The sequence below is a fragment of the Pantoea rodasii genome (genome assembly GCF_002095465.1).
In the GTDB taxonomy this organism is placed as follows: domain Bacteria; phylum Pseudomonadota; class Gammaproteobacteria; order Enterobacterales; family Enterobacteriaceae; genus Pantoea; species Pantoea rodasii.
In genome coordinates this window covers 343307-367868 of the sequence record NZ_MLFP01000086.1, presented here as the reverse complement: position 1 = coordinate 367868, position 24562 = coordinate 343307, and the positions used below count along the sequence as shown (strand labels likewise).

Genomic DNA, 24562 nt, shown 5'->3' with positions numbered 1-24562 from the left:
GGAATGATTCTGGGGAAGTTATCGGCAAAACTACGCGGGACTGTAACAGGGTGGTTACTTTTCGGGGGTTGTAAGGTGCAAGGGCAAATCATATCGAAGTAAATAATCGGATTTGTTTTAATGCAGAAGAATTCACCGTATTCAATAAGGCCCCCAAACTGCAGGGGGCCGAATTCAAGTTTAATCAGCACTCCAGGCTTTTACCCATCCGCGCACGTTATTACCCGTGAGCATCCAGTCGTCACGGACTGCAACTTGTAAAGCTTCCCCCATCCGCGCGCTTGCCTCTGGGTCGGATAAGTGCATACGAATTGCATCGCGCCAGTCGATAAATCGATTACTGATGCGGGTTACTGGCAAATCGTCACCACGATAGCAAGCAACATCACTACAAATAACTGGAATACCGCATGCCCCATATTCTAAGAGACGTAAATTACTCTTGCAGGCGTTGAAGATATTATCTTCAACTGGCGCCAAGGCCAGATCAAGATTTAACGCGGCCAAAGTTTCAGGATAAAGACTGATATCAACGCCGTAATGCACCTCGTGCACAAATGGACGCAACTTTTCAGGGCACATTCCCATAAATACCCATTCAACTTCATTGGTGAACTCTTTCACCACATCGGCGATCATCTCCAGATCACCGCGATGGCTAGATCCACCCGCCCAACCCACTCGTGGTTTACGTCCCTGATTACGCAAGCTCTGCAACTGCCCCCATATATTCACTGGAAGGCGGTTCTTAACCACCATTATATTAGGGTGCATATCGCGCATGGCTTCAGCTAAGGGTTCTGTTGAAACGACAAAGCGATCAAAAAAGCTCAGGCTTTTACGCATCAATCCCGTTGTTTCCTGCTTGAAACTGGTCCGGCGGTAATGCTTCATCGGAACATTAAGTATGTAATCATCAAGCTCGAAGACTTTGAATACGTCGTGCAACTTACCCGTGCGCTCAATCCAATTATGAAATGCTGCAGAATAGCGACGCTGAATGATCAAGCTATCAGGCTTGAATTGCCCCATTTCACTCAAAGTCAATAGCGTCATACCATGCTTGCCTTCAGCCAGACCCTCATTCAACATTGCTTCTAATGGTTTCATGATGCGGTAATAACCACAGCCAGAGATATCGGCGTTGTGTGCAAGGAATACCGGTAAATTCTCGCGCTGAGCAGGCCGCCAGGTTATTTCGCTTTCGCTAGACATATCGAAATGACGACTTTTCAAAGATAAATTTGCGTTAAATGCGGGATCATTAGCGATCAACGGCATCCAGCGTTGATAAAGTTTATCCTCTTCCAGTTGTTTAAGCTTACTGGAACTGTGTACGGTTTCACCTGGGAAAGGGTTTTGACGTGCTGCAGGACGATGAATTCTAGCGTAAGGTGTCCAGATGGTCATATAACCTTCGTTACGCGCACGCAAGCAGAAATCGACATCACCATACAGCGGTTGTTCGGCATCAAAGCCGTTTAAGGTTTCAAACACAGATTTACGCACCAGCATGAAATCACCGGAAACAGCGCTGTAATTTTGATCTAAACTTAGGCGACCTAAATAGCTCGGCTGATTATCTTCTAGCCCGCGAAATACTTCTCCCGCAGCACCATTCATGCCAAGGATATAACCCGCATGACGTACTTTATTGTCTGAAGACAGTTGCTTTCCTCCTACAACGGCGACCTCTGGACGCAAACCGTGATTTAATAAATTATCCAGCCATTCACCATCGGTCACCGCTAACTCGCAATGCATGAACGCGAGGTACTCTCCCTCTGCATGCAGCGCTGCCAGATTCCCCATCCCACCGTGACTATAAGTGTGGGGATAATTCAATATCCGAATACGTTGAGGGTCCACATCCGCTAACGTCGCTAACCAGTTATCACGTTCTGCAGAACGTTGGCCATCAGCAACAATCAGCAACTCGTAGTTGAGATAACTGGTTTTTTCCAGAATGGTTGTGACCGAGGTAATCAAAGAAGGTAGATGCCAGTTAGCCAGAATAATAATAGATATTTTTGGTTTGTCGGCATGCTGATAGCGCAATCGGTAATTATAAAAACTATCCAATGCAATCTGTGCTTCTGGATAACCTCGATTATTCAGATGGCGCTCAATTATTGCAGCGTCCTCAACAATAGCTCGATTTTTAAGCCTTGATGTGATCAGAGGCTCAGCCAAATGCCCAGTACAATTAAGCCCCTGCGACTCCAACATTTTTATGATGAGATCAAACTCAGCTGCAGCTGAATACTGCTTATCAAACCCTGCCGCAGCTAATAGCAATTCACGACGGAACAACCAATGTTGAGCCATGGTTTTGGGTGAACTGAGTAAGAGATCAAGGTTTAGATCTGGTCGGAAAATAACGCCTGATGGGTCTTCTCCCATGTAAAAATACTCATCGGCGTAGATAGCCAGCAGATTGCTTGCCTGCGGCAGGGTAGTAGACAGTGCAACCAAACCTGATGGCATGAAATAGCTACCCGCGTCGATAAAGATAAACCACTGCTCATCCCGTTCACACATCAATCTATTGATAATATCAATACGACTTTCTGTTGCCGTTGAATGTTTTTCTACTTTATTAGGAATTTTTTCAACGGCACCAATTAGAATAGGTATAAGTTGCAGTGTACTCAGACCTTCATGAGACAGGGAAGCTAAGGTTTGTTCAACATGAAATACGTTATCTTCTGCCACATCAATAACGACACCAATGCGTATCGTCTCTGGGTTATCAATAGCCATTTGCTGGAGTCGTGATTTCTGAAAAGGTTCAAGCTTACGTATGCGATTCCACCACTCTAGTCTGTTCAGATTTAGATAGTGGTATTGATGGCTAAGAAGATTTCTGCTAGAAAATTTATCGGGTTGCTCAAAAGGCGCCACACGCACTTCATTTACATTAAAATCGCTGTACCACTCTTCGCTGCGAATAGCATTTAGCACTATATCCCGTGCTTTTTTTATGCCTTCTTCACTATCCCTTTGATGAGGTTGCTTGTAGACCTCCGAAGCACGCACCGAACAAAGTTCTTCTGGAAACCAAACTAAATCGGTACTGGCTAATAACTTGCTATATAACAACATTCCTTCAACGCCAAGAACAGGCTCGTTGTTAATAGTGAACAGTGACGTATCATCAGGCATTAAATCTATAACATCGTCGCGATAGAACAACGAAGCAGTCAACTCCCCGATCAAACTATAGCTCACTCGACTTTGTGCACGCAGTAAATCACGCCCATTTATAATACTTTGGCTATCAACCAATGCGCATGTTGATATTAGATCTGGTAGCAGTTCACCTTTAGGACCCATTCGGCGACGTTTCGATGCAGCTACACGGCACTTTTTGTGCGACTTGAGACCAGAAATCAGCGTGGTAATACAAGACGGTTCGAGTATCTCCGCATCGGAAACAAACTTGATATAGCTGCCACGGGCTTCGCGGATGGCTGATTCAAATATGCCTTATCATTCTTGTCGAATATCAAATGGCGAATTTGATGACGGGGAAGATTGAGATAGGGTGTAAGTAAATGGGGAATATATTTATCACCACCACTGTCGGCAATAATAATTTCACAATATGGGTAATTTTGTGCCAGTGCACTTTCTAAAGCCGTAGTAAACCACGTAGGTATTTGGGCAGTTAAGATGATACTAACCAGATCGGGCTGAGTCATAGCAGGTCATTCCCTCAGATGTTCTAAACTCGCAACGTTGTAGCTCAGAACGAATACAATTTTGCTTTAGCATAGCCAGAATGGCGTTAGTCAATCGCGTAAGCAGGAGGGAAAAATATGGCTAATCCGATATATCAATTTTGGCTATTATAATTGCCAAAAAATGGCAATAAAAAAACCCCGCCGAAGCGGGGTTTGATAAGCAAGAAGCGAAGAGCGATTAGCCCTGCAGCAGAGACAGAACCTGCTGTGGAACCTGGTTAGCTTTAGCCAACACTGAGTTACCTGCCTGCTGAATGATCTGTGCTTTAGACATGTTCGAAACTTCAGTAGCGTAGTCAGCATCCTGAATACGTGACTGTGCTTCAGACAGGTTAGTAGTGGTGTTGTTCAGGTTAGTTACCGCTGAATCCAGACGGTTCTGTACCGCACCCAGGCTTGAACGGAAGGTATCAACCTGAGCAATAGCTTTGTCCAACAACGCCAGTGGGTCGTTAGTTGAAGAACCACTGAATACGTTGGCGTTAGCAGAATCCGCGATATCGGCAATATCAGTGGTGCCAGTAGTAGTAGTGTTACCGCCGTTGACGATAGCTGTTGCATCAGTTTTGTAATCTTTGCCCTGAACGGTAACGAAACCTACTGCACCGCCAGTTGAGTCGCTGCCAACCTTGATAAATTTGCCTGACATTTCGCCAGAGGTCACACCATTATCAGTATCCGTGTAAGAAACATCTGTGGTGTTCAGAGTGATTGCACCGCTTGCACCAACAGAAACAGAGTAGTTATCGCTACCAGATGAAACTACATAAGTATCTGTTGCAGCACCACCAGAGGTCAGCACGTTGTGCAAGGACAGGCCGCTTGCATCAACACCCAGACCGCTTGCAACTGCACTCAGGTCAACTGCAGAAACTGTAGCACCTGAATCAGAAGCGTCACCAACAGTCGTAACCGCGTCGCTCAGTTTCAGGGAGTTGCCATCTACGGAGAAACCTTTCAGACCCAGTGTAGTAGAGTCAATTTTCTTCAGGTCGATATCGATGGTCTGGCCATCGTTAGCGCCAACCTGGATAGACATTTTGCCGTCTTTAGCCAGTACGTTCACGCCGTTGAACTGAGTCTGACCAGATACGCGGTCAATTTCGTCCAGACGGGATTTGATTTCGTCCTGGATTGAAGACAGGTCAGAATCAGAGTTGGTGCCGTTCTGAGCCTGTACGGTCAGTTCACGAACACGCTGTAAGTTGTTGTTGATTTCTGACAGTGCGCCTTCAGTCGTCTGCGCAGCAGAGATACCGTCGTTGGCGTTACGAGCAGCCTGAGTCAGGCCGTTGATGTTAGAGGTGAAACGGTTGGCAATTGCCTGACCAGCAGCGTCATCTTTAGCGCTGTTGATACGAAGACCAGAAGACAGACGCTCGATAGAAGTAGACAGAGCAGACTGGTTCTTGTTGATGTTGTTCTGAGTGATCAGCGAGAGGCTGTTGGTGTTAATTACTTGGGCCATGGTTTAAGTTCCTATTAATCAAGTCTTTGGTTATGGTTTGGGCTTCAACCCGCCGGCTTCAGCGCCGTCAAAGTTGTTATCGTCTGTGCTTAAACAACCTTTAGATATTTTTTAGTACCAGGCGAAATTTTTTCTCTTCAACCTGTCACGCTTATCATTATCGCCACCCTCTCGGACTTCTTTAGTGCCAAACCAACACTTTTCTAGCGTCAGAAATACCCTTCTCTATAGGTGTTATTCGCTTTATCACTCGCTGGTAAATAATTTTAAACTTTGCCCATCAAAAGCCGATAACCCGGGTATTCACTCTCCGTGTCGATATAAAAGGAAACAACATGGCTAGTATCTCTACCCTCGGTATCGGTTCAGGACTCGATTTAAGTACCATTCTGGATAGCCTGACCACCGCCGAGAAAGCATCATTAACACCGATCTCGACTCAGCAAACCGCTTATACCGCCAAGCTGAGTGCCTATGCCACGCTGAAAAGCTCGCTGTCTACGTTCCAGACCGCCAACACCGCGCTGAACAGTGCTGACCTATTCTCTGCCACGTCAGCCTCTAGCAGCTCCAGCGCGTTCAGTGCCACAACATCAGGTACTGTGGTGGCCGGTAAATACACCATTAGCGTGTCGCAGCTGGCTCAGGCACAAACCCTGACCTCAGCCGTGCAAACCAGCAACACCACCGCGCTGGGTGACAGTTCCGCCAGCAGCCGTACCTTGAGCATCGCGTTAAAAGACGGCACCAGCAAAGACATCACCCTGACCAGCGATCAAACCTCGCTGACCGGTATGCGTGATGCGATCAACAGCGCTGATGCAGGCGTCTCGGCCACCATTATCAAAGTGGGTGATGGCAGCTATCGTTTATCGCTGACTTCAAGCGAAACCGGCAGTGATAATGCAGTGAGTTCAATCAAAGTCACCGGTGATGACACCCTGCAAGGTATTTTGGGTTACGACTCAACCGCCAGCAGCAACGCGATGACCGAAAGCGTCACCGCGCAAAATGCCAAGCTGACAGTGAATAACGTTGAGATTGAGAACAGCAGCAACACCATTAGCGATGCGCTGGAAGGCATCACGCTCAATCTGAATGACACCACCACCGGTAACCAGACGCTGACCATCACCCAGGACACGTCGAAGGCTGAGAGTGCCATTAAGACCTGGACAAATGCTTATAACACCCTGTTGGATCAGTTCAATACCCTGACCAAATACACTGCGGTAGATGTGGGTACAGACGCACAGGATTCCAGCAACGGTGCCTTAGTCGGCGATAGCACGCTGCGTACTATCCAGACCCAGTTGAAAAGCATGCTGACTAATGCGCAAAGCTCATCAACCTATAAGACGTTGGCGCAGATCGGTATCACTACCGATCCAACCAGCGGCTCACTGGAACTGGATTCAGACAAGTTAGAAACTGCCCTGAGCAGTGATGCAGATGGCGTGAAAGAGATGATCGTCGGTGACGGTAAAACCACCGGTATTACCACCACTATGGCGACCAATCTGACGGGCTGGCTCTCATCTACGGGAATTGTGCAGGCGGCTACCGATGGCGTCAGCAAGACGCTGAACCAGCTGACCGATCAGTACAACGAAATGAGCACCCGCATCGACAACATGGTGGCGCGTTATAAGACCCAGTTTACCGCCCTCGACGTTCTGATGAGTTCGTTGAACCAAACCAGTAGCTATCTGACGCAGCAGTTCGAGTCTTCAAGTAGCTCAAGCTCCAGCAGCTCATCGTAATAAGGAGTGATCATGTACAGCGCAAATGGCACTAAAGCCTATGCAAAAATTGGTGTGGAGAGCGCTGTCATGAGCGCCAACCAGCAGCAGCTGGTCTCCATGCTGTTTGACGGCGCGCTCAGCGCGCTGGTTCGTGCCCGCCTGTTTTTGCAGGATGGCAATATTGAAGGCAAAGGTTCATCGCTGTCTAAAGCGATTAACATCATCGAAAACGGACTTAAGCAGGGTCTGGTGGAAGGTAGTGGCGATGAGCTCACCGATAATCTGGTGGGACTTTACGCTTATATGGTCCGCCGTCTGCTGCAGGCAAACCTGCGTAATGATGTAGAAGCCATCGAGGAAGTCGAAGGCCTTCTGCGCAATATCGCTGACGCCTGGAAAGAAGTCGCACAACCTCAACACCTTCAGGACGCCGTTTAATGAACAATGCACCGCATCTGATTACCGTTTACCAACAGTTACTCGATCTCAGCCATGGAATGCTGCGCCTGGCCGCAGACGGCGAATGGGATGACCTGATTACAAAGGAAGTGGATTATGTCAGTGCGGTGCAAACCCTGGCCCGCTCGACCGAAGCGGCGCCGCCCTCCAGCCAGTTGCAGGATCAGCTGCGTCCGGTACTGCGCCATATCCTCGACAATGAGAGTGAAGTCAAACGTCTGTTGAAATTGCGTATGGATGAACTGACGCTGCTGGTGGGCCAATCATCGAAACAAAAGTCAGTGATGAGCGCTTACGGCAAGCAAGGTAATGTGTATCTGCCACAGAATTAATTGGCGGCGGGCTGAATGAAAAACGGGTGAGCATTGTGCTCACCCGTTTTTTTATGGCGGCCAACAAGATTACTTCTGCGCAGGCACCGAAACCGGCTGCATAATCTGTGGCTCAATATCCTGAATCACCGCGTCTTTCGGACGCTTCGCTACGGCTTCCAGCGCCTGCTGGCACTCAACGGTTGGGCGCTCAACTCTGCGCATGCGCAAGCCATCATAACGCAGTTCACCGTTTTCCAGCGTTATGGGCATCACGCGGACCTGACGCGTCACGTTGACCCACTCATCGCTCAGGCGTGCCAGTTTGCCCGGTTTAGCAATCACGCGCTGCCACTGACGACAATCCAGCGTATCGCCCTGCGCACCAATGATCAGGCTGCCCATCGCCTGTCCGCTGATCAGCTTGCTCTGTGGCCCAACGGTCTGCCAGTTGCCCTGCAACTCGGCCGGTGCCGGGGTTTTGACTGCCTGATCATAACTGCTGATTTGCGCACATCCGCTTAAGCCCAGCGCGGCCAGTATTATCCACTTTTTCATTATCGGTCCCTACACTCGCATCAATGGCGGCTACGTTATAATTTTTCGCGTAAGTTGCGCAAGGCATCTTGCTTAAAACCCTGAAGCTCCTGACAACGTCACCCGCGCACGTTACACTAGCGCGCAATTAGAGAAGCAGGATTTCCGCATGAAAACCCCAGAAGAGTATTACGCGCAAGCACGTACCATGTTTTTTGCCGCGCACGCCGATTTTCAAGCCGCACTGGATGAACTCACCGAGAGTGATGCGCGTGCGGCTAATCTGTCTTTACGCCAGCTGCGTGAATGGCATGCCGAGCGGATTTATGCCGCGTTCCTGCGCCAGAAGAAGCTGGATGGCATGCTGTTTTCGATTCAGTTAGCCGAGCAGGATAAAGCTGTGGCGGCGGACGCCATCGAAAGCTATCTGAAATCTCATGCGGAAGCGTTGGGGATGACGTGGGAAGCGTTCTGCATCAAGAACGAACTTTAAGCGCAGCGGCCCTAAAAATATATCTCAAACACACCTCCAACCACACAAATCACCAAGGAAAAAGTTGTACAACTTCAGCAAAGTTGTATAACTTATCTCTTGCGGCTTAGGTCGTAGATTGTCCTTGAACGAAGGTGCTGTTGCACCGCCTCTGGAGGAGTTGCTGGATTTCCCCTCCAGAGGTTGTATTTTTTTACGTTACCCTTCCCGCTCAATTCCCCTGACTTCGACATAGCTCGCAACCGCCAGCAGCCGATTAACATGCGTCAGTAATAGATCCACATCCGACTGCAGAAAATCCGGTGCTGAACGTGATGCGGTGACAATCGCATCCTGCACGGCGTCAGAGATGGTTAATGCGTTTTCTTGCTTCGCCTGAATCAGCAAAGCCGCAATCAGTAATGACTGCGCTTCGACCTGCGCCACCAGCTCTTTCGCTTCCACATCCATTTTTGCCATTTTTAATAAGATATCGATAACCAGTTGACGCATATTGACCTCCAAATGAGTCCATTTCCCTGTGTAACGCTGTTGAGTATCAGTAAAAATTCAGTGCTCAGCTTGCCAGAAACAAAAAAATTTCGCTGCGCAACCGTTCACGGCTTGCCACTGTTTTTATTTACAGTAATATGACGCACCTTGTTTGAAAATGGAATGGCCTGATGTTTGTGGAGCTGATTTACGATAAACGCAACGTGGCCGGTTTACCGGGCGCGCGTGAAATGATTTTGGAGGAATTGGAGAAGCGTGTGCAACGGGTATTTCCGGATGTAGAGGTGCGCGTGAAGCCAATGGAGCGTAACGCCATTGATACCGATTTGAGTAAGAACGAAAAAGCCACGGTGGCACGCATTGTTGAAGAGATGTTTGATGAAGCCGAAATGTGGCTGGTGGCCGAGTAAGCCACCAGCGCGGAGGGAACTTAGCTTTCCTGCTCGCTGTGATTAATGGCGATCTCTAAATCCTGAATCGCCTGTTCAATATCATCTAACAGCTGTCCCTGCTTGTTAAGCAGCGTGTCAAAACGTCCTGCGTACTCTTTGTCTTTGTACTCGCCTGCATCAAATGCCAACCAGTGGCCGGATAGCGTCTCAGTATTGGTCTGCGCATAGTGACGCATCTCTTTAAGCTGGGAGGTGACATCACGCAGGTAGTCAGTTTTGGTTTTGATTGCCTCTGTATCACTCATGCTATCTTCCTTTTCGCTTAATAAGCCAGTTTAAATAACGCTTGAATCATTAAAGGTAGTCGAAAATAGCGAGGCCGCATTAAGAATAATCGGAAGATGATAGCGGGCGACCTGAAGGTCGCCCGTGCGTTTACAGATATTTCCGCGCCAGCGCAATTAGCTCATCCTTTGCTGCGCTGCCCAGTCTCTCTACGCCCTGCTCCACAAAGTTAAACGCCTGGCTAAAGTCCCTCACGCTGGCGCTAATATCCTGGCTCACCGCATCCGCTGGAGCGGCGGCTGGCACCGGTGCTGCTGCACTGACGTTATCAGTCGCTGCTGGCACCGCATCCGTTGCAGGTGCTACTGCGCTGGCGTTGTCAGTGACTGCCGGTACCGCATCCGTTACGGCTGCCGCCTGTGGTTGTGCACTGACGTTATCGGTGGCTGCCGGTACTACATCCGTTGCGCCTGCCACCGGTGCTGCTGCACTCACATTTTCAGTAGCTGCCGGCACCGCATCCGTTGCGCCTGCCACCGGTGTTGCTGCACTGACATTGTCAGTAGCTGCTGGCACCGCATCCGTTGCACTCACCACCGGTGTTGCTGCACTGACATCATCGGTTGCTGCCGGTACCGCATCGGCTGCGGCAACTGCCGTTGGTGGTTCAACAGCTTGCACCGGCGTGCTGCTGACTGCCGGTGCCGCGATCTCATTGGCAAAGCTCTCCAATGGCGAGACGGCGCTGCTCTCTGCCGGCGTACTGACGACAGTCGGTTCAACTACAGTTTGATCGCTCATAACACTCTCCTTCTTGCTTAATAAAGACCACAGTTGGCCGAGGCCGGCTGCAATCCGCTCAGTAATTCTCATCTGTGCCTCCTTAATGCGTGGGTTCGGATGGCGTTTCATCTCCCACCGCCTGTTTCACCTTGTCTGCGGTTTTACTGGCGGTACGATCCGGCAAACCATCGAGCTTTTTCTGCAACGTCACCAGTTGGCTGGTCAGTTCGGCGACGCGGGCTTCACGCCGGTCGGAAATGGCCCGGTACTGCTGGCGAATCTCCTCGACCCGCTGATTGGCGCTGTTGTTGACGAATAAGAACAAGATGGTCATCGCCACACACAGCAGTGACAGCACCAGCAGCAGGCCACCGAGCAATAACTGACGCCGATGGTTTTTAACCCTAAACTCACTGTTTATCTGCACCATCGCGACTCTCCTCAAGGGTGGTGATCAGTTGATTGATCTGACTGCGAAATTTATCGCTGTGGTCAGATTCGGTGGTGGCCAGTAAAATGCTCAACGCGTTCTTAATCAGCCGCAGATCGGTTTCCAGCGAAGAGATGCGCCGCAGGTTTTTGTCGTGCCGGATACGCAGGTCATCATTTTCCCGGCGCATCAACGCATGGCTCTCTTTGAGAAGCATCACCTGCTCTTTGTAACTGGTGATGATCTCGCCGCCGGCGCGATTGCTGGTGACGATAGCCGCGATACCGGCCATTAAGGGTTTCCAGAACACAGCTGCCGCACCGCCGCCGAGAAGCAGCGCACCGACGCTGGTCACCAAACTACTTTCCATGCTGCACCTCTCTTCACTGGCAAGGGTCCGCCCGAGAAACACGTTGACCGCCCTTGCCAGTTGCGCGGCCAACATCAGAATTTAAGTTTACTTTAATTAATGAATTTAAGTATACTTAAGACAACAGCAGAGGAGTTGTCAAGATGATGAAAAAAGAATCGGCGGGTGAACGCATCCGCAGCCGACGTAAAACGTTAAAGCTCACGCAGCAAGTCGTGGCCAGCGGCATTGGTGTGTCACATGTGGCTGTTTCACAATGGGAAAAGGATGAGACGGTCCCGCGCGGCGAGAACCTGTTACGGCTGGCAGAACTGCTGCAATGCACGGCGGCATGGATCATTGATGGCGATGGCGAAGTGTTCGCCGCACCGCTGAGGGTCAGTGACGTCAGTACCCTGCCATTGATAAGCCTGACGCAAGCGGCCGAGTGGTTACAGGAGCAGCGTTTAGTGATTCAGCAGCAGGCCACGCGCTTTTTATACAGCGATATCAAATTGAGCGATCGAGCGCTGGCGATCACGCTGGAGGACAGCGCTATGCAGCCTGACTATCGGCCTGGCGATACGCTGATATTCGATCCTGCGGTGGTTCCGCAGCCGGGTGATGTGGTGCTGGCTCGGGTGAACGGCGTGGTGCAAGTGCGTATTTACCGCCTGCTGGCTGAGCAACACGACGAGCAAATTTTCTCGTTACGGCCATTAAACGAAGATTTCCCTACGCTGTTATCGTCTGAGAAAAAGATTGAATTGATCGGAACACTGCTGGAAATGCGTCGCTATCGGGAAACATCGGCCACGCAAAAAACCCGCTAATCAGCGGGTCAAATCAGGCAAAACTACGGCAAATCTTACAAAACGTCGGTCAGATGATCGACGACAACCCTCCCGTGCACATCCTTCTGCGTAATACGATAGTTAACGCTGTAAGAGCGGCGGTTGCAGAGTTTATCAAACAGCGTCACGCTGCCTTTTTGCATGCCGTCTGCGCTAACAATATGCCATTCAGTGACATCTTCCTGACCGCGATTGTTGAGTCTTATCACGCTCTGTTCAATTAAACGGTCGCTATCATCAATCTTTAAATAGTCGCGTAACATTATGCTCACCTCTGGTTAACGAGGGCCAAGATACGCTTTTTATTTATCCATTCAATCGAATATTTTTATCGAAGATGCTAAGCCAGTGCGATTAATTAACAATTCGACTTGACGCCGTTTCGCTAGCCGCTTCGGTTAAGCTTTTATTTTAAAAATAGTTTACGCCAACCCTGCTTTCCGCTGGACAAGCCCCAGCGCCCGCCTGCTAATGTAGTGCCACAAAAAATAGACTCACAGACAATCTGATGCTAACGACAATCATTTATCGCAGTCACTTGCACGATCATGTGCCCATCAAACACCTGCAAGATATGGTGGCGAAAGCCAATGCCAAGAATCGCTCTGCCGATGTCACGGGCATTCTGCTGTTTGATGGACGACATTTCTTCCAGTTACTGGAAGGTCCGCGTGATGCGGTACAGGGAATTTTTGACCGGATATGCCAGGACGCGCGCCATCACAATCTGGTGGAGTTAATGCACGACTTCGCCCCCGCGCGTCGTTTCGGCAAACTGGGCATGGAACTGTTTGATTTACGTGAGCATGATAAATCAACGGTGCTGCAAGCAGTGCTGGAAAAAGGCACATCGCGCTATCAACTCACCTATGATGACCGCGCACTGCAATTTCTGCGCACCTTCGTGATGGCCCGCGATAAAGAGAATTACTTTGAAATTCCTGCGGCCAGCAGCTGGGAGTTTATTGCGGATGACGTCGCCCGCACCGTGCAGGATGACATCAGCGATTCGCTTAAAACCTGTCGCTTTGCTTTCCAGCCGATCATCGATCCCTTCGCGCGTCGCGTGGCCGCTTATGAAGCGTTGATCCGCACCCCAAACGGCGGTTCGCCCGAAGAATATTTCTCCGCTTTTGGCGGTGAAGCGGTATATCAGGCGGATATCCAGTCGAAAAAATCGCGTTCGAAATGGCCCGCGCGCTGGATATTGGCGATCACAGCCTGTCGATTAATCTGTTGCCGATGTCGCTGGTGACGGTGCCCAATGCAGTGGAGTTTTACTGGCGGAGATCGCGGCCAATGGCCTGGTGCCCGAGCAGGTGATCGTTGAAGTCACCGAAAATGAAATCATCTCACGGGCGGATGAATTCACCGCTCAGGTAAGAAAACTGAAGGCCGCAGGCATCAGCTTAGCGCTGGATGATTTTGGTGCCGGTTTTGCCGGATTATCACTGCTGTCGAAGTTCCAGCCAGACAAGATCAAGATCGATCGTGAGATCATCAGCGATGTGCATCAAAGCGGACCGAAGCAGGCGATTCTGCACGCCATCATAAAATGCTGCTCATCGCTTGAGATTGCCGTGATTGCCGAAGGCGTAGAAAAAGCTGAAGAGTGGATGTGGTTAGAAGCGGCGGGGATCAGCCAGTTCCAGGGCTATCTATTTGCGCGACCCCAGCTGAATGGCTTCCCGGCGATTGCCTGGCCTGAAATCGTCTAACGACGGGTCAAAAGTGAATAAAAAAAACCGCCGGCACTCAGGTCCGGCGGTTTTTAATTTAAAGCGGCGTGAAGCCTGGCGGTAATAATCGATCGCTGATGACTTGATAGTTCATCAGCTTAAATGAACTCAACGTAATCGGCACGGCAACGCAGGGACGGTACCAGCCATATTGCTTTATGTAACGCCACACTTCCGGTGGATTATCACTATCTCTAACCCAGTAAAAACCTTCTTTCATTCGTACACGCTTCTTGTCGCTGCAATAACATAGACATTGATGAACGATTGACGTGATACGCCTGCGCGCACCGAGATCCCTGCTCTCATCAATGCTTACCTAACGCGCACACTTTATCATACCGATGGCAGATTTGATCAGTAAGTGGTTGTTTTATTTAGCGCTTCGCTTATTCAGCTTGCTGGCTGGCGGTTAAAAAAAGCCGCATTCGCGGCTTTAACTTCAAGGTCAGTAATACACCACTTCTATGGTGCCGTGTTGCTTATCCACGATCTTGCCACTGTCATCTGCCGTCTCGGTATCACAATAATACGGCACATCGTTTTTATACTTGCAGCGGGTGGAAACCGTTTTGCGTTGATTGTTTCTTTGCACGGTGGTGACGACATCGGATATTTTTTTAATGTCCGCATCATGTTCAGCGCTGGCGCGCGAAACTTCTTCGTCGCCCTTGGTAATACTGAGCACCGTCATATCACCGCGTTGATTGTAGGCCAGATGAAATTTAACGTCAGAGGCCGGAGAGGAAATTTGATCGACCCATCCCTGCGCGTTGTAGCCAATATCTACCGTCATCGCGGGCGTGACTTTTTTACCAGCGCACAGTGCTGATCCAGCGTGACCACCACAGCCTGATCGTTTTCCGTGCCGGTGAGTTGATCGCCCTCGCGCGTCACTTCCGTAATCTCACCGGATTTGCCAATGGATTTCACATGAGAAATGCAGCCCTGAGAATCAAAGGCTATGTCGACGTCGAAGATCGGCGTGCCATCTTCAGCCATTAAACGCTGGTGGGTGCTTTTGACCTTACCCGGAATGGCTTCGAATTGATAAAGGTAAGCGTAGTTCTTCATCTGCGGCGCAAAGTCCGCGTTTTTGTTATCACAACCCGATAGCAAAACGATGGCCATCAGCAGTAGCAAGGTGTGCTTCACGTGAGAGTCCTCTTCCCGATAAAAGCCGCGTGTCAGGCCAGCATCATGCCGCTGTTGAAGGGAAAGATAAATCGTTTCCCGCCCAACACCGCAACCTTCAGTGCAGCCACTACACCTGCATATTCATAATATCCGTATAGGCTGACACCATTTTGTTACGCACCTGAATGCCCATCTGCATGGAAATGGAGGATTTCTGCAGATCGACCATCACATCATTTAGCTGAATGCCCGGTTTGCCCATTTCGAAATCCTGCGCCTGGGTGCGAGCCGCGGTTTGCGTGTCGCTGATTTTATCCAGTGCGGCTTTCATGGTGGCGCCGAAATCCACCTGATTGGTTGACTCGGCCTGCTTGCCGCTGGCCTGCAGGGACGTTAACTGCAGCTGCTGCAACACACCATCAATTGCCTGAATCGACATTGCCTGTACCTCATTAAAGAAGGGTTTAAAATTTCACGCTGCAAAAGTTAACACACTGTCAATAGGACAAAGGCGCTAAATAAACGTAAAAACCCCGGCTTATCCAGCCATCGAAGTGACCCGATTCATCAATAATGCCAGCCATAAGATTGGAAATTCATTTTCATTTGTTCCTCAAAACAGTTCGCATTGCTGCAAGGCGGCAAGTTCGCGAATCCCCAGGAGCTTACTCAGGTAAGTGACTGGGGTGAACGAACGTAGCCAACGCTGCAGCAATGCGAAATGTGAAGAGGAAAGTCAGGGAGTCTGTTTTGTCACCACAACTTACCCGGTCAATTATGTCAGGCAGGAATCGGTCATGAATGCGAGTGCAGCCGCCACACAAGATACCGCAAAGAAAGGCTTCAGTGACCTTCTGGCCCGCCTGCGCGCCAATCCACGCATTCCCATCATCATTGCTGCCGCTGCCGTTATTGCAGTGGTTTTTGCCATGGTGCTGTGGGCCAAAGCGCCGGACTATCGCGTTCTCTATAACAACCTCTCTGATGAAGATGGCGGCGCGATTGTCACGCAGCTGACGCAAATGAACATCCCTTACCAGTTTGCCGAAAACGGCGGTGCCCTGATGGTGCCGGCCGATAAGGTACATGAACTGCGTCTGCGCCTGGCGCAACAGGGGCTGCCGAAAGGTGGCTCTGTTGGCTTTGAGCTGATGGATAAAGAGAAGTTCGGCATTAGCCAGTTCAGCGAGCAGATCAACTATCAGCGTGCGCTGGAAGGTGAGCTGGCCCGCACCATCGAAACCCTCGGTCCGGTAAAAACCGTGCGCGTGCATCTGGCGATGCCAAAACCGACGCTGTTCGTGCGTGAGCAGAAAGCCCCTTCCGCTTCTGTCACGCTGAACCTGCAACCGGGACGCGCCTTAGATGAAGGTCAGATTCAGGCGATTCAGCACATGGTGTCGAGCAGCGTCGCCGGACTGCCGCCGGGCAACGTGACCGTGGTGGATCAGACTGGACGCCTGCTGACCCGTTCCGACAGCGAAGGCCGCGACCTGAACGATGCGCAGCTGAAGTACGCTTCCGAAGTTGAAGCGCGTTTCCAGCAACGTATTGAAGCCATCCTGAATCCGATTGTTGGCCAGGGCAATGTTCACGCGCAGGTGACAGCGCAGATTAACTTTGACCGCAGCGAACAAACCGACGAGAAATATCAGCCAAACGCCGATCCTAATAACACATCGATTCGCTCGCGCCAGACCAATACCAACCAGCAGAATGGCAGCCCGTATCCGGGCGGTGTGCCGGGTGCGCTGTCGAATCAGCCTGCCCCAGCGAATACGGCACCGGTTAACAATCCGCAGCAGCCAAACAATGCCAACGGTCAGAATGCCAATGGCCAGAACAACGCGGCTAACAACAACGGCACCACCACCAGCACGCAACAAAGCAGTGGCCCGAGCAATTCAAGTCGTAACGATACCGTGAACTACGAGCTGGACCGCACCATCCGCCATACCAAGGTGAACGTGGGTGATGTGCAGCGCCTGTCGGTCGCGGTCGTGGTGAATTACCGCGATGACGGCAAAGGCAAAGCGGTTGCACTGAACGATCAGCAGATTAAACAGATTGAAGACTTAACCCGTGAAGCGATGGGCTACTCGCAGAATCGTGGCGACAGCGTCAACGTGGTGAACTCGCAGTTCAACATCACCGAGCCGACCGGCGGTGACCTGCCGTTCTGGCAGTCGCAAGCCTTCTTCGACATGTTGATGAGCGGTGGTCGCTGGCTGCTGGTGGCACTGGTCGCCTTCATCCTGTATCGCAAACTGGTTCGTCCGCAGCTGATGCGTAAGAAAGAGCAAGAGCAAGCGGCAGCAGACGCAGCGGCAGCGCGTGCGGAAGCCGTGGAGTCTGAAGAAGCCTACAGCGTGCAGCTCAGCAAAGACGAGCTGGATCAGGAGCGCAAGTCCAATAACCGCATGAGCGCCGAGGTGATGAGCCAGCGTATCCGCGATATGTCTGAAAACGATCCTCGCGTTGTGGCGCTGGTTATTCGTGAATGGATGGGTGAAGAACTATGAGTCTGACCGGAACAGAAAAAAGCGCCATCCTGATGATGACCATTGGCGAAGAGCGCGCAGCCGAGGTGTTCAAACACCTCAACCAGCGTGAAGTACAGCACCTGAGTGCGGCCATGGCCAACATGAAGCAGGTGTCGCACAAACAGCTGACTGAAGTATTGCGTCAGTTTGAGACCGATGCCGAACAGTTCGCGGCACTCAGCCTCAACTCCAATGAGTACCTGCGTTCAGTGCTGATTAAAGCGCTGGGCGAGGAGCGCGCCTCGAGCCTGCTGGAAGATATTCTCGAGAAGAACGAGACCACCAGCGGCATGGAAACGCTCAACTTTATGGAACCGCAAGCGGCGGCCGATCTTATTCGCGACGAACATCCGCAGATTATCGCCACCATCCTGGTGCACCTCAAGCGTGGCCAGGCAGCGGATATTGTGGCGCTGTTCGACGAGCGTCTGCGTCACGACGTGATGCTGCGTATCGCCACCTTCGGCGGTGTGCAGCCAGCGGCGCTGGCAGAACTGACCGAAGTACTGAACGGCCTGCTGGATGGCACCAACCTCAAGCGTGCGAAGATGGGCGGCGTAAGAACCGCAGCCGAAATTATCAACCTGATGAAAACCCAGCAGGAAGAAGCGGTTATCGAAGCCGTTCGCGACTTCGATGGCGAGCTGGCACAGAAGATCATCGACGAGATGTTCCTGTTCGAAAACCTGGTGGAAGTGGACGACCGCAGCATCCAGCGCCTGCTGCAGGAAGTGGAATCCGAGCAGTTGCTGGTGGCATTGAAAGGCTCCGAACAGCCGCTGCGCGAGAAATTCCTCAAGAACATGTCGGCACGTGCGGCCGATATCCTGCGCGACGATCTGGCCAACCGTGGTCCGGTACGTATGTCTGCGGTGGAGAACGAACAGAAAGCCATCTTGCTGGTGGTACGCCGCCTGGCCGAATCTGGCGAGATGGTGATTGGTGGAGGCGAGGAAACCTATGTCTGATGCCTTTTCCGCCCGTGCGTGGCAGCGCTGGCAGCCTGATGATTTAGGCAGCACGTTTAAATTAGCAGAAGAACCGCAGCGGGAAGAACCGGCGGCGGCGGATATTGAACTCAGTGCTGAAGATGAACAACAGCAAATGCTGGAGCGCATGCAGCAGCAAATGCGCAAAGATGCGCAGACGCAAGGCTACAGCGAAGGTTATCAAAAGGGCTTTGCCGAGTCGCAGCAAAACGGATACGACGCCGGTTTTCAACAGGGTCTGGCCGATGCCCAGCAGCAGCAGGCACCGTTGCAGGCGCGTATGCAGCAGCTGGTCACCGAGTTCCACCACACGCTGGAAGCGCTGGATAGCGTGATTGCATCACGCCTGATGCAACTGGCGCTGGAAGCGGCACGAACGGTGATTGGCCAGGCTACACAAGTGGATGGCACCGCCCTGCTGCGCCAGATTCAACAGCTGATCCAGCAGGAACCGATGTTCAGCGGCAAACCGCAGCTGCGCGTACACCCTGATGACTTGCAGCGAATCGAGCAGACACTCGGCCCAACGCTGGATCTGCACGGCTGGAAACTGCTCGCGGATAATTCCCTGCATCCGGGCGGCTGTAAACTCAGCGCCGAAGATGGCGATCTCGATGCCAGCGTGGCAACCCGCTGGCAGGAACTGTGCCGTCTGGCCGCGCCGGGGACACTGTAATGACGTCGTCACGTCTTTCTCGCTGGCTTGGCGCGCTCGATGCTTTCGAAGATCGTATCTCGCAAGTGCAGACCGTTCGCCGTTACGGTCGCCTGACCCGCGCCACCGGTTTAGTGCTGGAAGCCACCGGACTGCAGCTGCCGCTCGGTGCCACCTGCATTATTGAACGTCATGACGGTCAAAATATTTCTGAAGTCGAAAGTGAAGTGGTGGGATTCCACGGCCAGAAACTGTTGATGATGCCGCTGGAAGAAGTGGATGGCATTCTGCCCGGTGCCCGTGTTTACGCGCGTGCCAGCGGTGACAATGCACAAGGCGGCAAACAGCTGTTGCTCGGGCCGGAATTGCTGGGCCGCGTGCTGGACGGCGCAGGCAAACCGCTGGATGGCCTGCCCGCGCCGGATACCGGCTATCGCGCGCCGCTGATCACTGCGCCTTTCAACCCCTTACAACGTACGCCGATCCACGATGTGCTGGATACCGGCGTACGAGCGATCAATGCCCTGCTCACCGTGGGACGCGGCCAGCGTATGGGCCTGTTTGCCGGCTCTGGCGTCGGTAAATCGGTGCTGCTCGGCATGATGGCGCGTTACACCAAGGCCGATGTGATTGTGGTTGGCCTGATTGGTGAGCGTGGCCGTGAAGTTAAAGAATTTATCGAGAACATCCTCGGTGCGGAAGGTCGTGCCCGTTCGGTGGTGATCGCCGCGCCAGCCGACGTTTCGCCGCTGCTGCGTATGCAGGGTGCGGCGTATGCCACGCGCATCGCGGAAGATTTTCGCGATCGTGGCCAGCACGTGCTGCTGATCATGGATTCCCTCACCCGCTACGCCATGGCACAGCGTGAGATTGCCCTCGCCATTGGTGAGCCACCGGCCACCAAAGGCTATCCGCCTTCAGTCTTTGCCAAGCTGCCCGCGTTGGTAGAACGCGCTGGCAACGGCACGCACGGCGGCGGTTCGATTACCGCTTTCTATACCGTGTTAACCGAAGGCGACGATCAGCAAGACCCGATTGCCGACTCAGCGCGCGCCATTCTCGACGGCCACATTGTGCTGTCGCGCCGTCTGGCCGAAGCCGGGCACTATCCGGCAATCGATATTGAAGCCTCAATCAGCCGTGCCATGACGTCGCTGATTGATGACACCCATTACGCACGCGTGCGTCAGTTCAAACAATTGCTCTCCAGTTTCCAGCGCAACCGCGACCTGGTGAGCGTAGGCGCTTATGCCGCCGGAAGCGATCCGATGCTGGATAAAGCCATCAAGCTCTATCCCGAAATGGAAGCCTTCCTGCAACAGGGTATTTTCGAACGCAGCGACTATGACGATGCCTGTCTGCATTTACAGGCGATGTTCGGCTAGCGCGTGCTCAAGTGAGGTAAGCGATGAAAACTGCCAATGCTATCGATACGCTGCGCGATCTGGCGGAGCAGGATCTTGAACAGGCCGTGATTCATTTGGGTGATATGCGCCGTGGCGTGCACCAGGCAGATGAACAGCTCACCATGCTGCTCGATTATCAGGACGAGTACCGCAACAAGCTCAACACGGATATGTCAGGCGGCATCACTAGTATGCGTTGGACCAATTATCACCAGTTTATTCAGACGCTGGAAAAAGCCATCGAGCAGCATCGGCAGCAGCTTAATCAGTGGAATCAACGTCTGGATCAGGCGTTGAGCAACTGGCGAGAAAAGCACAAGCGCCTCAATGCCTATCAAACGCTGATCACCCGCGCTGAGGAAAATGCATTACGACAAGAAAACCGTCTCGACCAGAAACGGATGGATGAATTTGCCCAACGGGCCGCAATGAGGAGAGGCGAATGATTACGCTGCCAACTTTGGTTACGCAAACCTCTAAATTAGGAGACGCAGACAGTTCAGTGACATCGGACAATCTGCAGAGCACAGACACGTTGCCACAGGGTTTTATCACCGAGCTGGGCAACCGCTTGCTGACGCTGGCTCAGCAACAAGGTGTTAACACGCAATCGACTGATCTGACAGCAGAAGTCGATGCAAAAGACGTCAAAAAAGCGTCATTAAGCGCGTTATTGCAGGCACTGGACAAACCAGAGGCGTTAAACGCACTTTTACAACCGGAAAACACTAAAGCCACGCTGAAATCAGCCGATGATAAAGACAAGCCTGAGGCAAGTTCGTTAAGTGCCAGCGACTTACAGAATGTGCAGGCGCTGTTCGCGATGTTACCGGCTGCCGTAGAAGCGCGGAACAGCCAAAGCGCCGTCAGTAGCAGTACTGATAAGAGTGCAACGGATGCTGAGACAACGCTGAACAGTGCATTGTTAAGCCGTACGTTGCAGAGCGCATTAAAAGATGAGCAGGACACGCCATCAGATAGCGCGCCGCTGAAGAAATCCAGTGATGTGCTGAGCGGCTTGAGTCGCGAGGCGAGTACGGTGCAAACCACTACCAGCGCCGCAACCGCCAGCAGCACGGCGAGTAACAGCACCGCGACGCTGTCACTGGATGAAAGTTTTAAACAGGTGCTGAGTACGCTCAGCAAACCGGAAGAACGTCGTGATACCTCAAGCGACACGCTAACGGCTTTAACCAGCGCCCCGGTCAGCAGCAGTAGCACACTGACCAACAGCACGGCGACGACCAGTACCACTCCGTCGACGCCGATGCTGAATGCCCAACTCGGCAGCAATGAGTGGCAGCAGGCGTTAAGCCAGCAAATCGTGATGTTTAGCCGCAACGGTCAGCAAAATGCCGAATTGCGCTTACATCCGGAAGATCTGGGTGCTATCCAGATCAGCCTGACGCTCGACAAAGATCAGGCACAGTTAAGTATGGTTTCCAGCCACAGCCAAGTGAGGGCCGCGCTGGAAGCGGCTCTCCCTCAGCTGCGTACAGCGCTGGCGGAGAGCGGAATAAACCTGGGACAGAGTAATGTCAGCAGCGACGCCTTCGCACAAAGCCAGAATTATCAGGGCCAGCAGGAAGGACGTCGTGATGGCCAGCACGGCAGCTTTGCTCTCTCCCAGGACAGTGAAAACGAGATAACGCCTATTGCCGTCCCGGCAGCCCTTCAGGCGCGCGCGACCGGCAACGGCGCTGTCGATATCTTTGCCTGACAGCGGCTAAACGCTGAAGGTAAGCGTAAAACCCGCGTCTTTTCTTCCCATTGTTTGACTTAAGACGCGGGATAATCTGTCCAGGCAAGCCGAGAGGCTTGCCCATAATTCACAGGAAGTAACTGCAAACATGTCTGATAACGCGAAAGCTAAAGGCCGCAAACGTTCACTACTAATACCGGTGTTACTGATTGTAACGCTGGCCGCTTGCAGCGTGGCAGGCTATGCAGTCTGGCGAATGATGAATAAACACGAGGGTGACAAACCGGAAGCGGCGAAAGTAGAGCCACCGGCCGCCCCTGTCTTTTTTGCAATGGATACGTTTACGGTTAACCTGGTCAATCCTGACAACGATCCTGACCGTGTGTTGTACGTAGGATTTACCCTGCGTCTGCCCGATGAGGATACCCGTCGTCGGTTGAACGATTACCTGCCTGAGGTACGCAGCCGTTTACTGCTGCTGCTCTCACGTCAAAGTGCCGCACAGCTTGCCACCGAACAAGGCAAGCAAGCCCTGGTTGAGCAGATCAAACAGGCGCTGGCACCTCCGCTGGTAAAAGCTCAACCGCCACAGGTGGTCAGTGACGTGCTGTTTACCGCCTTCATTTTGAGGTGATTTAATGGGCGATAGCATTCTCTCCCAGGCTGAGATTGACGCGCTGCTTAATGGCGACAGTGACAGTGCGGAAGTAGAGAACAGTTCCAAAGGGACCGATGGCGATATCCGTCCTTATGATCCCAATACCCAGCGTCGTGTGGTGCGTGAGCGCCTGCAAGCGCTGGAGATCATTAACGAGCGTTTTGCCCGTCATTTTCGTATGGCGCTGTTTAACCTGCTGCGCCGTAGCCCGGATATCAGCGTCGGTGCGATCAAGATTCAGCCGTACCACGAGTTCGCACGCAACCTGCCGGTGCCAACCAACCTGAACCTGATCCATTTGAAACCGCTGCGCGGTACCGCGCTGGTGGTGTTTTCACCGAGTCTGGTGTTTATCGCCGTGGATAACCTGTTTGGCGGTGATGGCCGTTTCCCGACGAAAGTGGAAGGCCGCGAATTTACCCATACTGAACAGCGCGTGATCCGTCGCATGCTCAAGCTGGCGCTGGATGGTTACAGCGACGCATGGAAAGCGATTTATCCGCTGGATGTGGAATACGTTCGTTCTGAAATGCAGGTGAAGTTCACCAATATCACCACCTCACCGAACGATATCGTGGTGAATACCCCGTTCCAGGTGGAGATTGGTAACCTGGTCGGTGAATTTAATATCTGTATTCCGTTTTCAATGATTGAGCCGCTGCGCGAGCTGCTGGTCAATCCACCGCTGGAAAACTCCCGTCAGGAAGATACCCACTGGCGCGACAATCTGGTGAAACAGGTGCAGCACTCGGAGCTGGAGCTGATTGCCCACTTCGCGGAAACATCGATGCGCCTGTCACGTATTTTGCAGCTTAAACCGGGTGACGTCCTGCCCATTGATAAGCCGGACCGCATCATTGCTCATGTCGATGGCGTACCGGTCTTGACCAGCCAATACGGCACCATTAATGGCCAGTATGCGCTGCGTGTAGAACATTTGATTAACCCGATTTTGAATTCGCTGAACGAGGAACAGCCCGATGAGTGACAGCAAAAAACCGTCCGATGACATTTCCGCGGACGACCTGTGGGCTGAGGCAATGAACGAGCAGACAACCACCAGCACGCCGGATCCGACCGAGAACGTGTTCAAATCTTTCGATAGCAATGGTGCCACTGGCGCGCTGCAGGATATCGATTTGATCATGGATATTCCGGTCAAACTCACGGTGGAACTGGGCCGCACGAAGATGACCATCAAAGAACTGCTGCGCCTGACGCAGGGTTCCGTGGTGGCATTGGATGGGCTGGCCGGTGAGCCGCTGGATATCCTGATCAACGGCTACCTGATTGCCCAGGGCGAAGTGGTCGTGGTCAACGACAAATATGGCGTGCGCATCACCGACATTATTACGCCATCTGAACGTATGCGTCGTCTGAGCCGTTAAG

28 protein-coding genes and 1 pseudogene are annotated in these 24562 nt (G+C 52.0%); 16 read left to right on the top strand and 13 right to left on the bottom strand.

The genetic code is table 11. The features are described 5' to 3' along the window. Window positions 1-180: 180 nt before the first annotated feature. Window positions 181-3336 carry a glycosyltransferase gene (locus HA45_RS25095; protein ID WP_244563539.1) on the bottom strand — a complete coding sequence of 1052 codons (3156 nt, stop codon included), beginning with the start codon at window positions 3334-3336 and terminating at the stop codon, window positions 181-183. A 588-nt stretch (window positions 3337-3924) separates the two neighbouring features. After that, window positions 3925-5214 carry a FliC/FljB family flagellin gene (locus tag HA45_RS25090; protein WP_100700813.1) on the bottom strand — a complete coding sequence of 430 codons (1290 nt, stop codon included), beginning with the start codon at window positions 5212-5214 and terminating at the stop codon, window positions 3925-3927. A 335-nt stretch (window positions 5215-5549) separates the two neighbouring features. Here HA45_RS25090 and fliD point away from each other — a divergent pair, with 335 nt between their 5' ends. Genes fliD through fliT form a run of 3 tightly spaced genes read left to right on the top strand, consistent with a single transcriptional unit; the run spans window position 5550 to window position 7750 of the window. After that, window positions 5550-6977, top strand: coding sequence for a flagellar filament capping protein FliD (gene fliD / locus HA45_RS25085; RefSeq protein ID WP_100700814.1), 1428 nt, complete (start codon window positions 5550-5552; stop codon window positions 6975-6977). A gap of 12 nt (window positions 6978-6989) precedes the next feature. Continuing rightward, entirely contained in the window at window positions 6990-7397 is a 408-nt protein-coding gene (gene fliS / locus HA45_RS25080; protein WP_034824372.1) for a flagellar export chaperone FliS, read from the top strand. Beyond that, complete coding sequence (fliT, locus tag HA45_RS25075) at window positions 7397-7750, top strand: flagella biosynthesis regulatory protein FliT (RefSeq protein ID WP_100700815.1); 354 nt, start codon at window positions 7397-7399, stop codon at window positions 7748-7750. The genes fliS and fliT overlap by 1 nt, the downstream gene beginning before the upstream one ends. A gap of 69 nt (window positions 7751-7819) precedes the next feature. On the opposite strand, the gene yedD is transcribed toward fliT, so the two are convergent. Beyond that, complete coding sequence (gene yedD / locus HA45_RS25070; protein ID WP_100700816.1) at window positions 7820-8287, bottom strand: lipoprotein YedD; 468 nt, start codon at window positions 8285-8287, stop codon at window positions 7820-7822. A gap of 148 nt (window positions 8288-8435) precedes the next feature. Between yedD and HA45_RS25065 the strand changes: the two genes are divergently transcribed. Then, entirely contained in the window at window positions 8436-8759 is a 324-nt protein-coding gene (locus HA45_RS25065) for a DUF6388 family protein (protein ID WP_100700817.1), read from the top strand. Window positions 8760-8957: 198 nt separating this feature from the next. On the opposite strand, the gene iraP is transcribed toward HA45_RS25065, so the two are convergent. Then, window positions 8958-9251 carry an anti-adapter protein IraP gene (gene iraP, locus HA45_RS25060; RefSeq protein ID WP_100700818.1) on the bottom strand — a complete coding sequence of 98 codons (294 nt, stop codon included), beginning with the start codon at window positions 9249-9251 and terminating at the stop codon, window positions 8958-8960. A gap of 170 nt (window positions 9252-9421) precedes the next feature. Here iraP and HA45_RS25055 point away from each other — a divergent pair, with 170 nt between their 5' ends. Continuing rightward, complete coding sequence (locus HA45_RS25055) at window positions 9422-9661, top strand: DinI-like family protein (RefSeq protein WP_100700819.1); 240 nt, start codon at window positions 9422-9424, stop codon at window positions 9659-9661. A gap of 20 nt (window positions 9662-9681) precedes the next feature. Here HA45_RS25055 and HA45_RS25050 read toward each other — a convergent pair whose 3' ends face one another. The 4 genes from HA45_RS25050 to HA45_RS25035 form a co-directional block, all read right to left on the bottom strand. Then, on the bottom strand, window positions 9682-9948 hold the full coding sequence (locus tag HA45_RS25050) for a hypothetical protein (protein WP_100700820.1): 267 nt from the start codon (window positions 9946-9948) through the stop codon (window positions 9682-9684). A 130-nt stretch (window positions 9949-10078) separates the two neighbouring features. Then, the gene (locus tag HA45_RS25045; protein WP_100700821.1) at window positions 10079-10729 is read right to left on the bottom strand and encodes a hypothetical protein; all 651 of its coding nucleotides are present in this window, start codon (window positions 10727-10729) and stop codon (window positions 10079-10081) included. An 82-nt stretch (window positions 10730-10811) separates the two neighbouring features. Next, window positions 10812-11141 carry a hypothetical protein gene (locus HA45_RS25040; protein ID WP_100700822.1) on the bottom strand — a complete coding sequence of 110 codons (330 nt, stop codon included), beginning with the start codon at window positions 11139-11141 and terminating at the stop codon, window positions 10812-10814. Next, window positions 11122-11511 (bottom strand): hypothetical protein, encoded by a 390-nt coding sequence (locus HA45_RS25035; RefSeq protein WP_100700823.1) that lies wholly within the window; start codon window positions 11509-11511, stop codon window positions 11122-11124. Before HA45_RS25035 ends, HA45_RS25040 begins: the two co-directional genes overlap by 20 nt. 143 nt (window positions 11512-11654) lie before the next feature. On the opposite strand from HA45_RS25035, the gene HA45_RS25030 reads away from it, so the two are divergent. After that, window positions 11655-12323: a helix-turn-helix domain-containing protein gene (locus HA45_RS25030; protein ID WP_100700824.1), complete on the top strand. Its 669-nt coding sequence runs from the start codon at window positions 11655-11657 to the stop codon at window positions 12321-12323. A 35-nt stretch (window positions 12324-12358) separates the two neighbouring features. On the opposite strand, the gene HA45_RS25025 is transcribed toward HA45_RS25030, so the two are convergent. Continuing rightward, on the bottom strand, window positions 12359-12607 hold the full coding sequence (locus HA45_RS25025) for a hypothetical protein (RefSeq protein WP_100700825.1): 249 nt from the start codon (window positions 12605-12607) through the stop codon (window positions 12359-12361). Between the two features lie 245 nt (window positions 12608-12852). Between HA45_RS25025 and HA45_RS25020 the strand changes: the two are divergent. Continuing rightward, window positions 12853-14062: pseudogene (locus tag HA45_RS25020) on the top strand (diguanylate phosphodiesterase). Window positions 14063-14120: 58 nt separating this feature from the next. Here HA45_RS25020 and HA45_RS25015 read toward each other — a convergent pair. The 4 genes from HA45_RS25015 to fliE form a co-directional block, all read right to left on the bottom strand. Beyond that, window positions 14121-14303, bottom strand: coding sequence for a hypothetical protein (locus tag HA45_RS25015; RefSeq protein ID WP_100700827.1), 183 nt, complete (start codon window positions 14301-14303; stop codon window positions 14121-14123). A 228-nt stretch (window positions 14304-14531) separates the two neighbouring features. Further along, entirely contained in the window at window positions 14532-14879 is a 348-nt protein-coding gene (locus HA45_RS28515) for a hypothetical protein (RefSeq protein WP_244563538.1), read from the bottom strand. Further along, window positions 14876-15238 (bottom strand): YnfC family lipoprotein, encoded by a 363-nt coding sequence (locus HA45_RS28510; RefSeq protein WP_244563537.1) that lies wholly within the window; start codon window positions 15236-15238, stop codon window positions 14876-14878. The genes HA45_RS28515 and HA45_RS28510 overlap by 4 nt, the downstream gene beginning before the upstream one ends. Before the next feature lie 109 nt (window positions 15239-15347). Next, a complete protein-coding gene (fliE, locus tag HA45_RS25005; RefSeq protein WP_100700829.1) occupies window positions 15348-15659 on the bottom strand; it encodes a flagellar hook-basal body complex protein FliE in 312 nt (103 codons plus the stop codon). A 358-nt stretch (window positions 15660-16017) separates the two neighbouring features. On the opposite strand from fliE, the gene fliF reads away from it, so the two are divergent. The 9 genes from fliF to fliN all read left to right on the top strand — a co-directional run bounded on the left by fliF (window position 16018) and on the right by fliN (window position 24561). Next, window positions 16018-17742 carry a flagellar basal-body MS-ring/collar protein FliF gene (gene fliF / locus HA45_RS25000; protein ID WP_100700830.1) on the top strand — a complete coding sequence of 575 codons (1725 nt, stop codon included), beginning with the start codon at window positions 16018-16020 and terminating at the stop codon, window positions 17740-17742. Next, window positions 17739-18731: a flagellar motor switch protein FliG gene (gene fliG, locus HA45_RS24995; RefSeq protein WP_100700831.1), complete on the top strand. Its 993-nt coding sequence runs from the start codon at window positions 17739-17741 to the stop codon at window positions 18729-18731. Before fliF ends, fliG begins: the two co-directional genes overlap by 4 nt. Next, window positions 18724-19428 (top strand): flagellar assembly protein FliH, encoded by a 705-nt coding sequence (gene fliH / locus HA45_RS24990; protein WP_100700832.1) that lies wholly within the window; start codon window positions 18724-18726, stop codon window positions 19426-19428. The genes fliG and fliH overlap by 8 nt, the downstream gene beginning before the upstream one ends. Continuing rightward, window positions 19428-20792, top strand: coding sequence for a flagellar protein export ATPase FliI (fliI, locus tag HA45_RS24985; RefSeq protein ID WP_100700833.1), 1365 nt, complete (start codon window positions 19428-19430; stop codon window positions 20790-20792). The genes fliH and fliI overlap by 1 nt, the downstream gene beginning before the upstream one ends. Window positions 20793-20815: 23 nt before the next feature. Beyond that, window positions 20816-21259 carry a flagellar export protein FliJ gene (gene fliJ / locus HA45_RS24980; protein ID WP_100700834.1) on the top strand — a complete coding sequence of 148 codons (444 nt, stop codon included), beginning with the start codon at window positions 20816-20818 and terminating at the stop codon, window positions 21257-21259. Then, the gene (locus HA45_RS24975) at window positions 21256-22533 is read left to right on the top strand and encodes a flagellar hook-length control protein FliK (protein ID WP_100700835.1); all 1278 of its coding nucleotides are present in this window, start codon (window positions 21256-21258) and stop codon (window positions 22531-22533) included. The genes fliJ and HA45_RS24975 overlap by 4 nt, the downstream gene beginning before the upstream one ends. 130 nt (window positions 22534-22663) lie before the next feature. Next, on the top strand, window positions 22664-23149 hold the full coding sequence (gene fliL / locus HA45_RS24970) for a flagellar basal body-associated protein FliL (protein WP_100700836.1): 486 nt from the start codon (window positions 22664-22666) through the stop codon (window positions 23147-23149). 4 nt (window positions 23150-23153) lie between these two features. Then, entirely contained in the window at window positions 23154-24161 is a 1008-nt protein-coding gene (fliM, locus tag HA45_RS24965) for a flagellar motor switch protein FliM (RefSeq protein WP_100700837.1), read from the top strand. Continuing rightward, entirely contained in the window at window positions 24154-24561 is a 408-nt protein-coding gene (gene fliN, locus HA45_RS24960; protein WP_100700838.1) for a flagellar motor switch protein FliN, read from the top strand. The genes fliM and fliN overlap by 8 nt, the downstream gene beginning before the upstream one ends. Window position 24562: the final 1 nt, after the last annotated feature.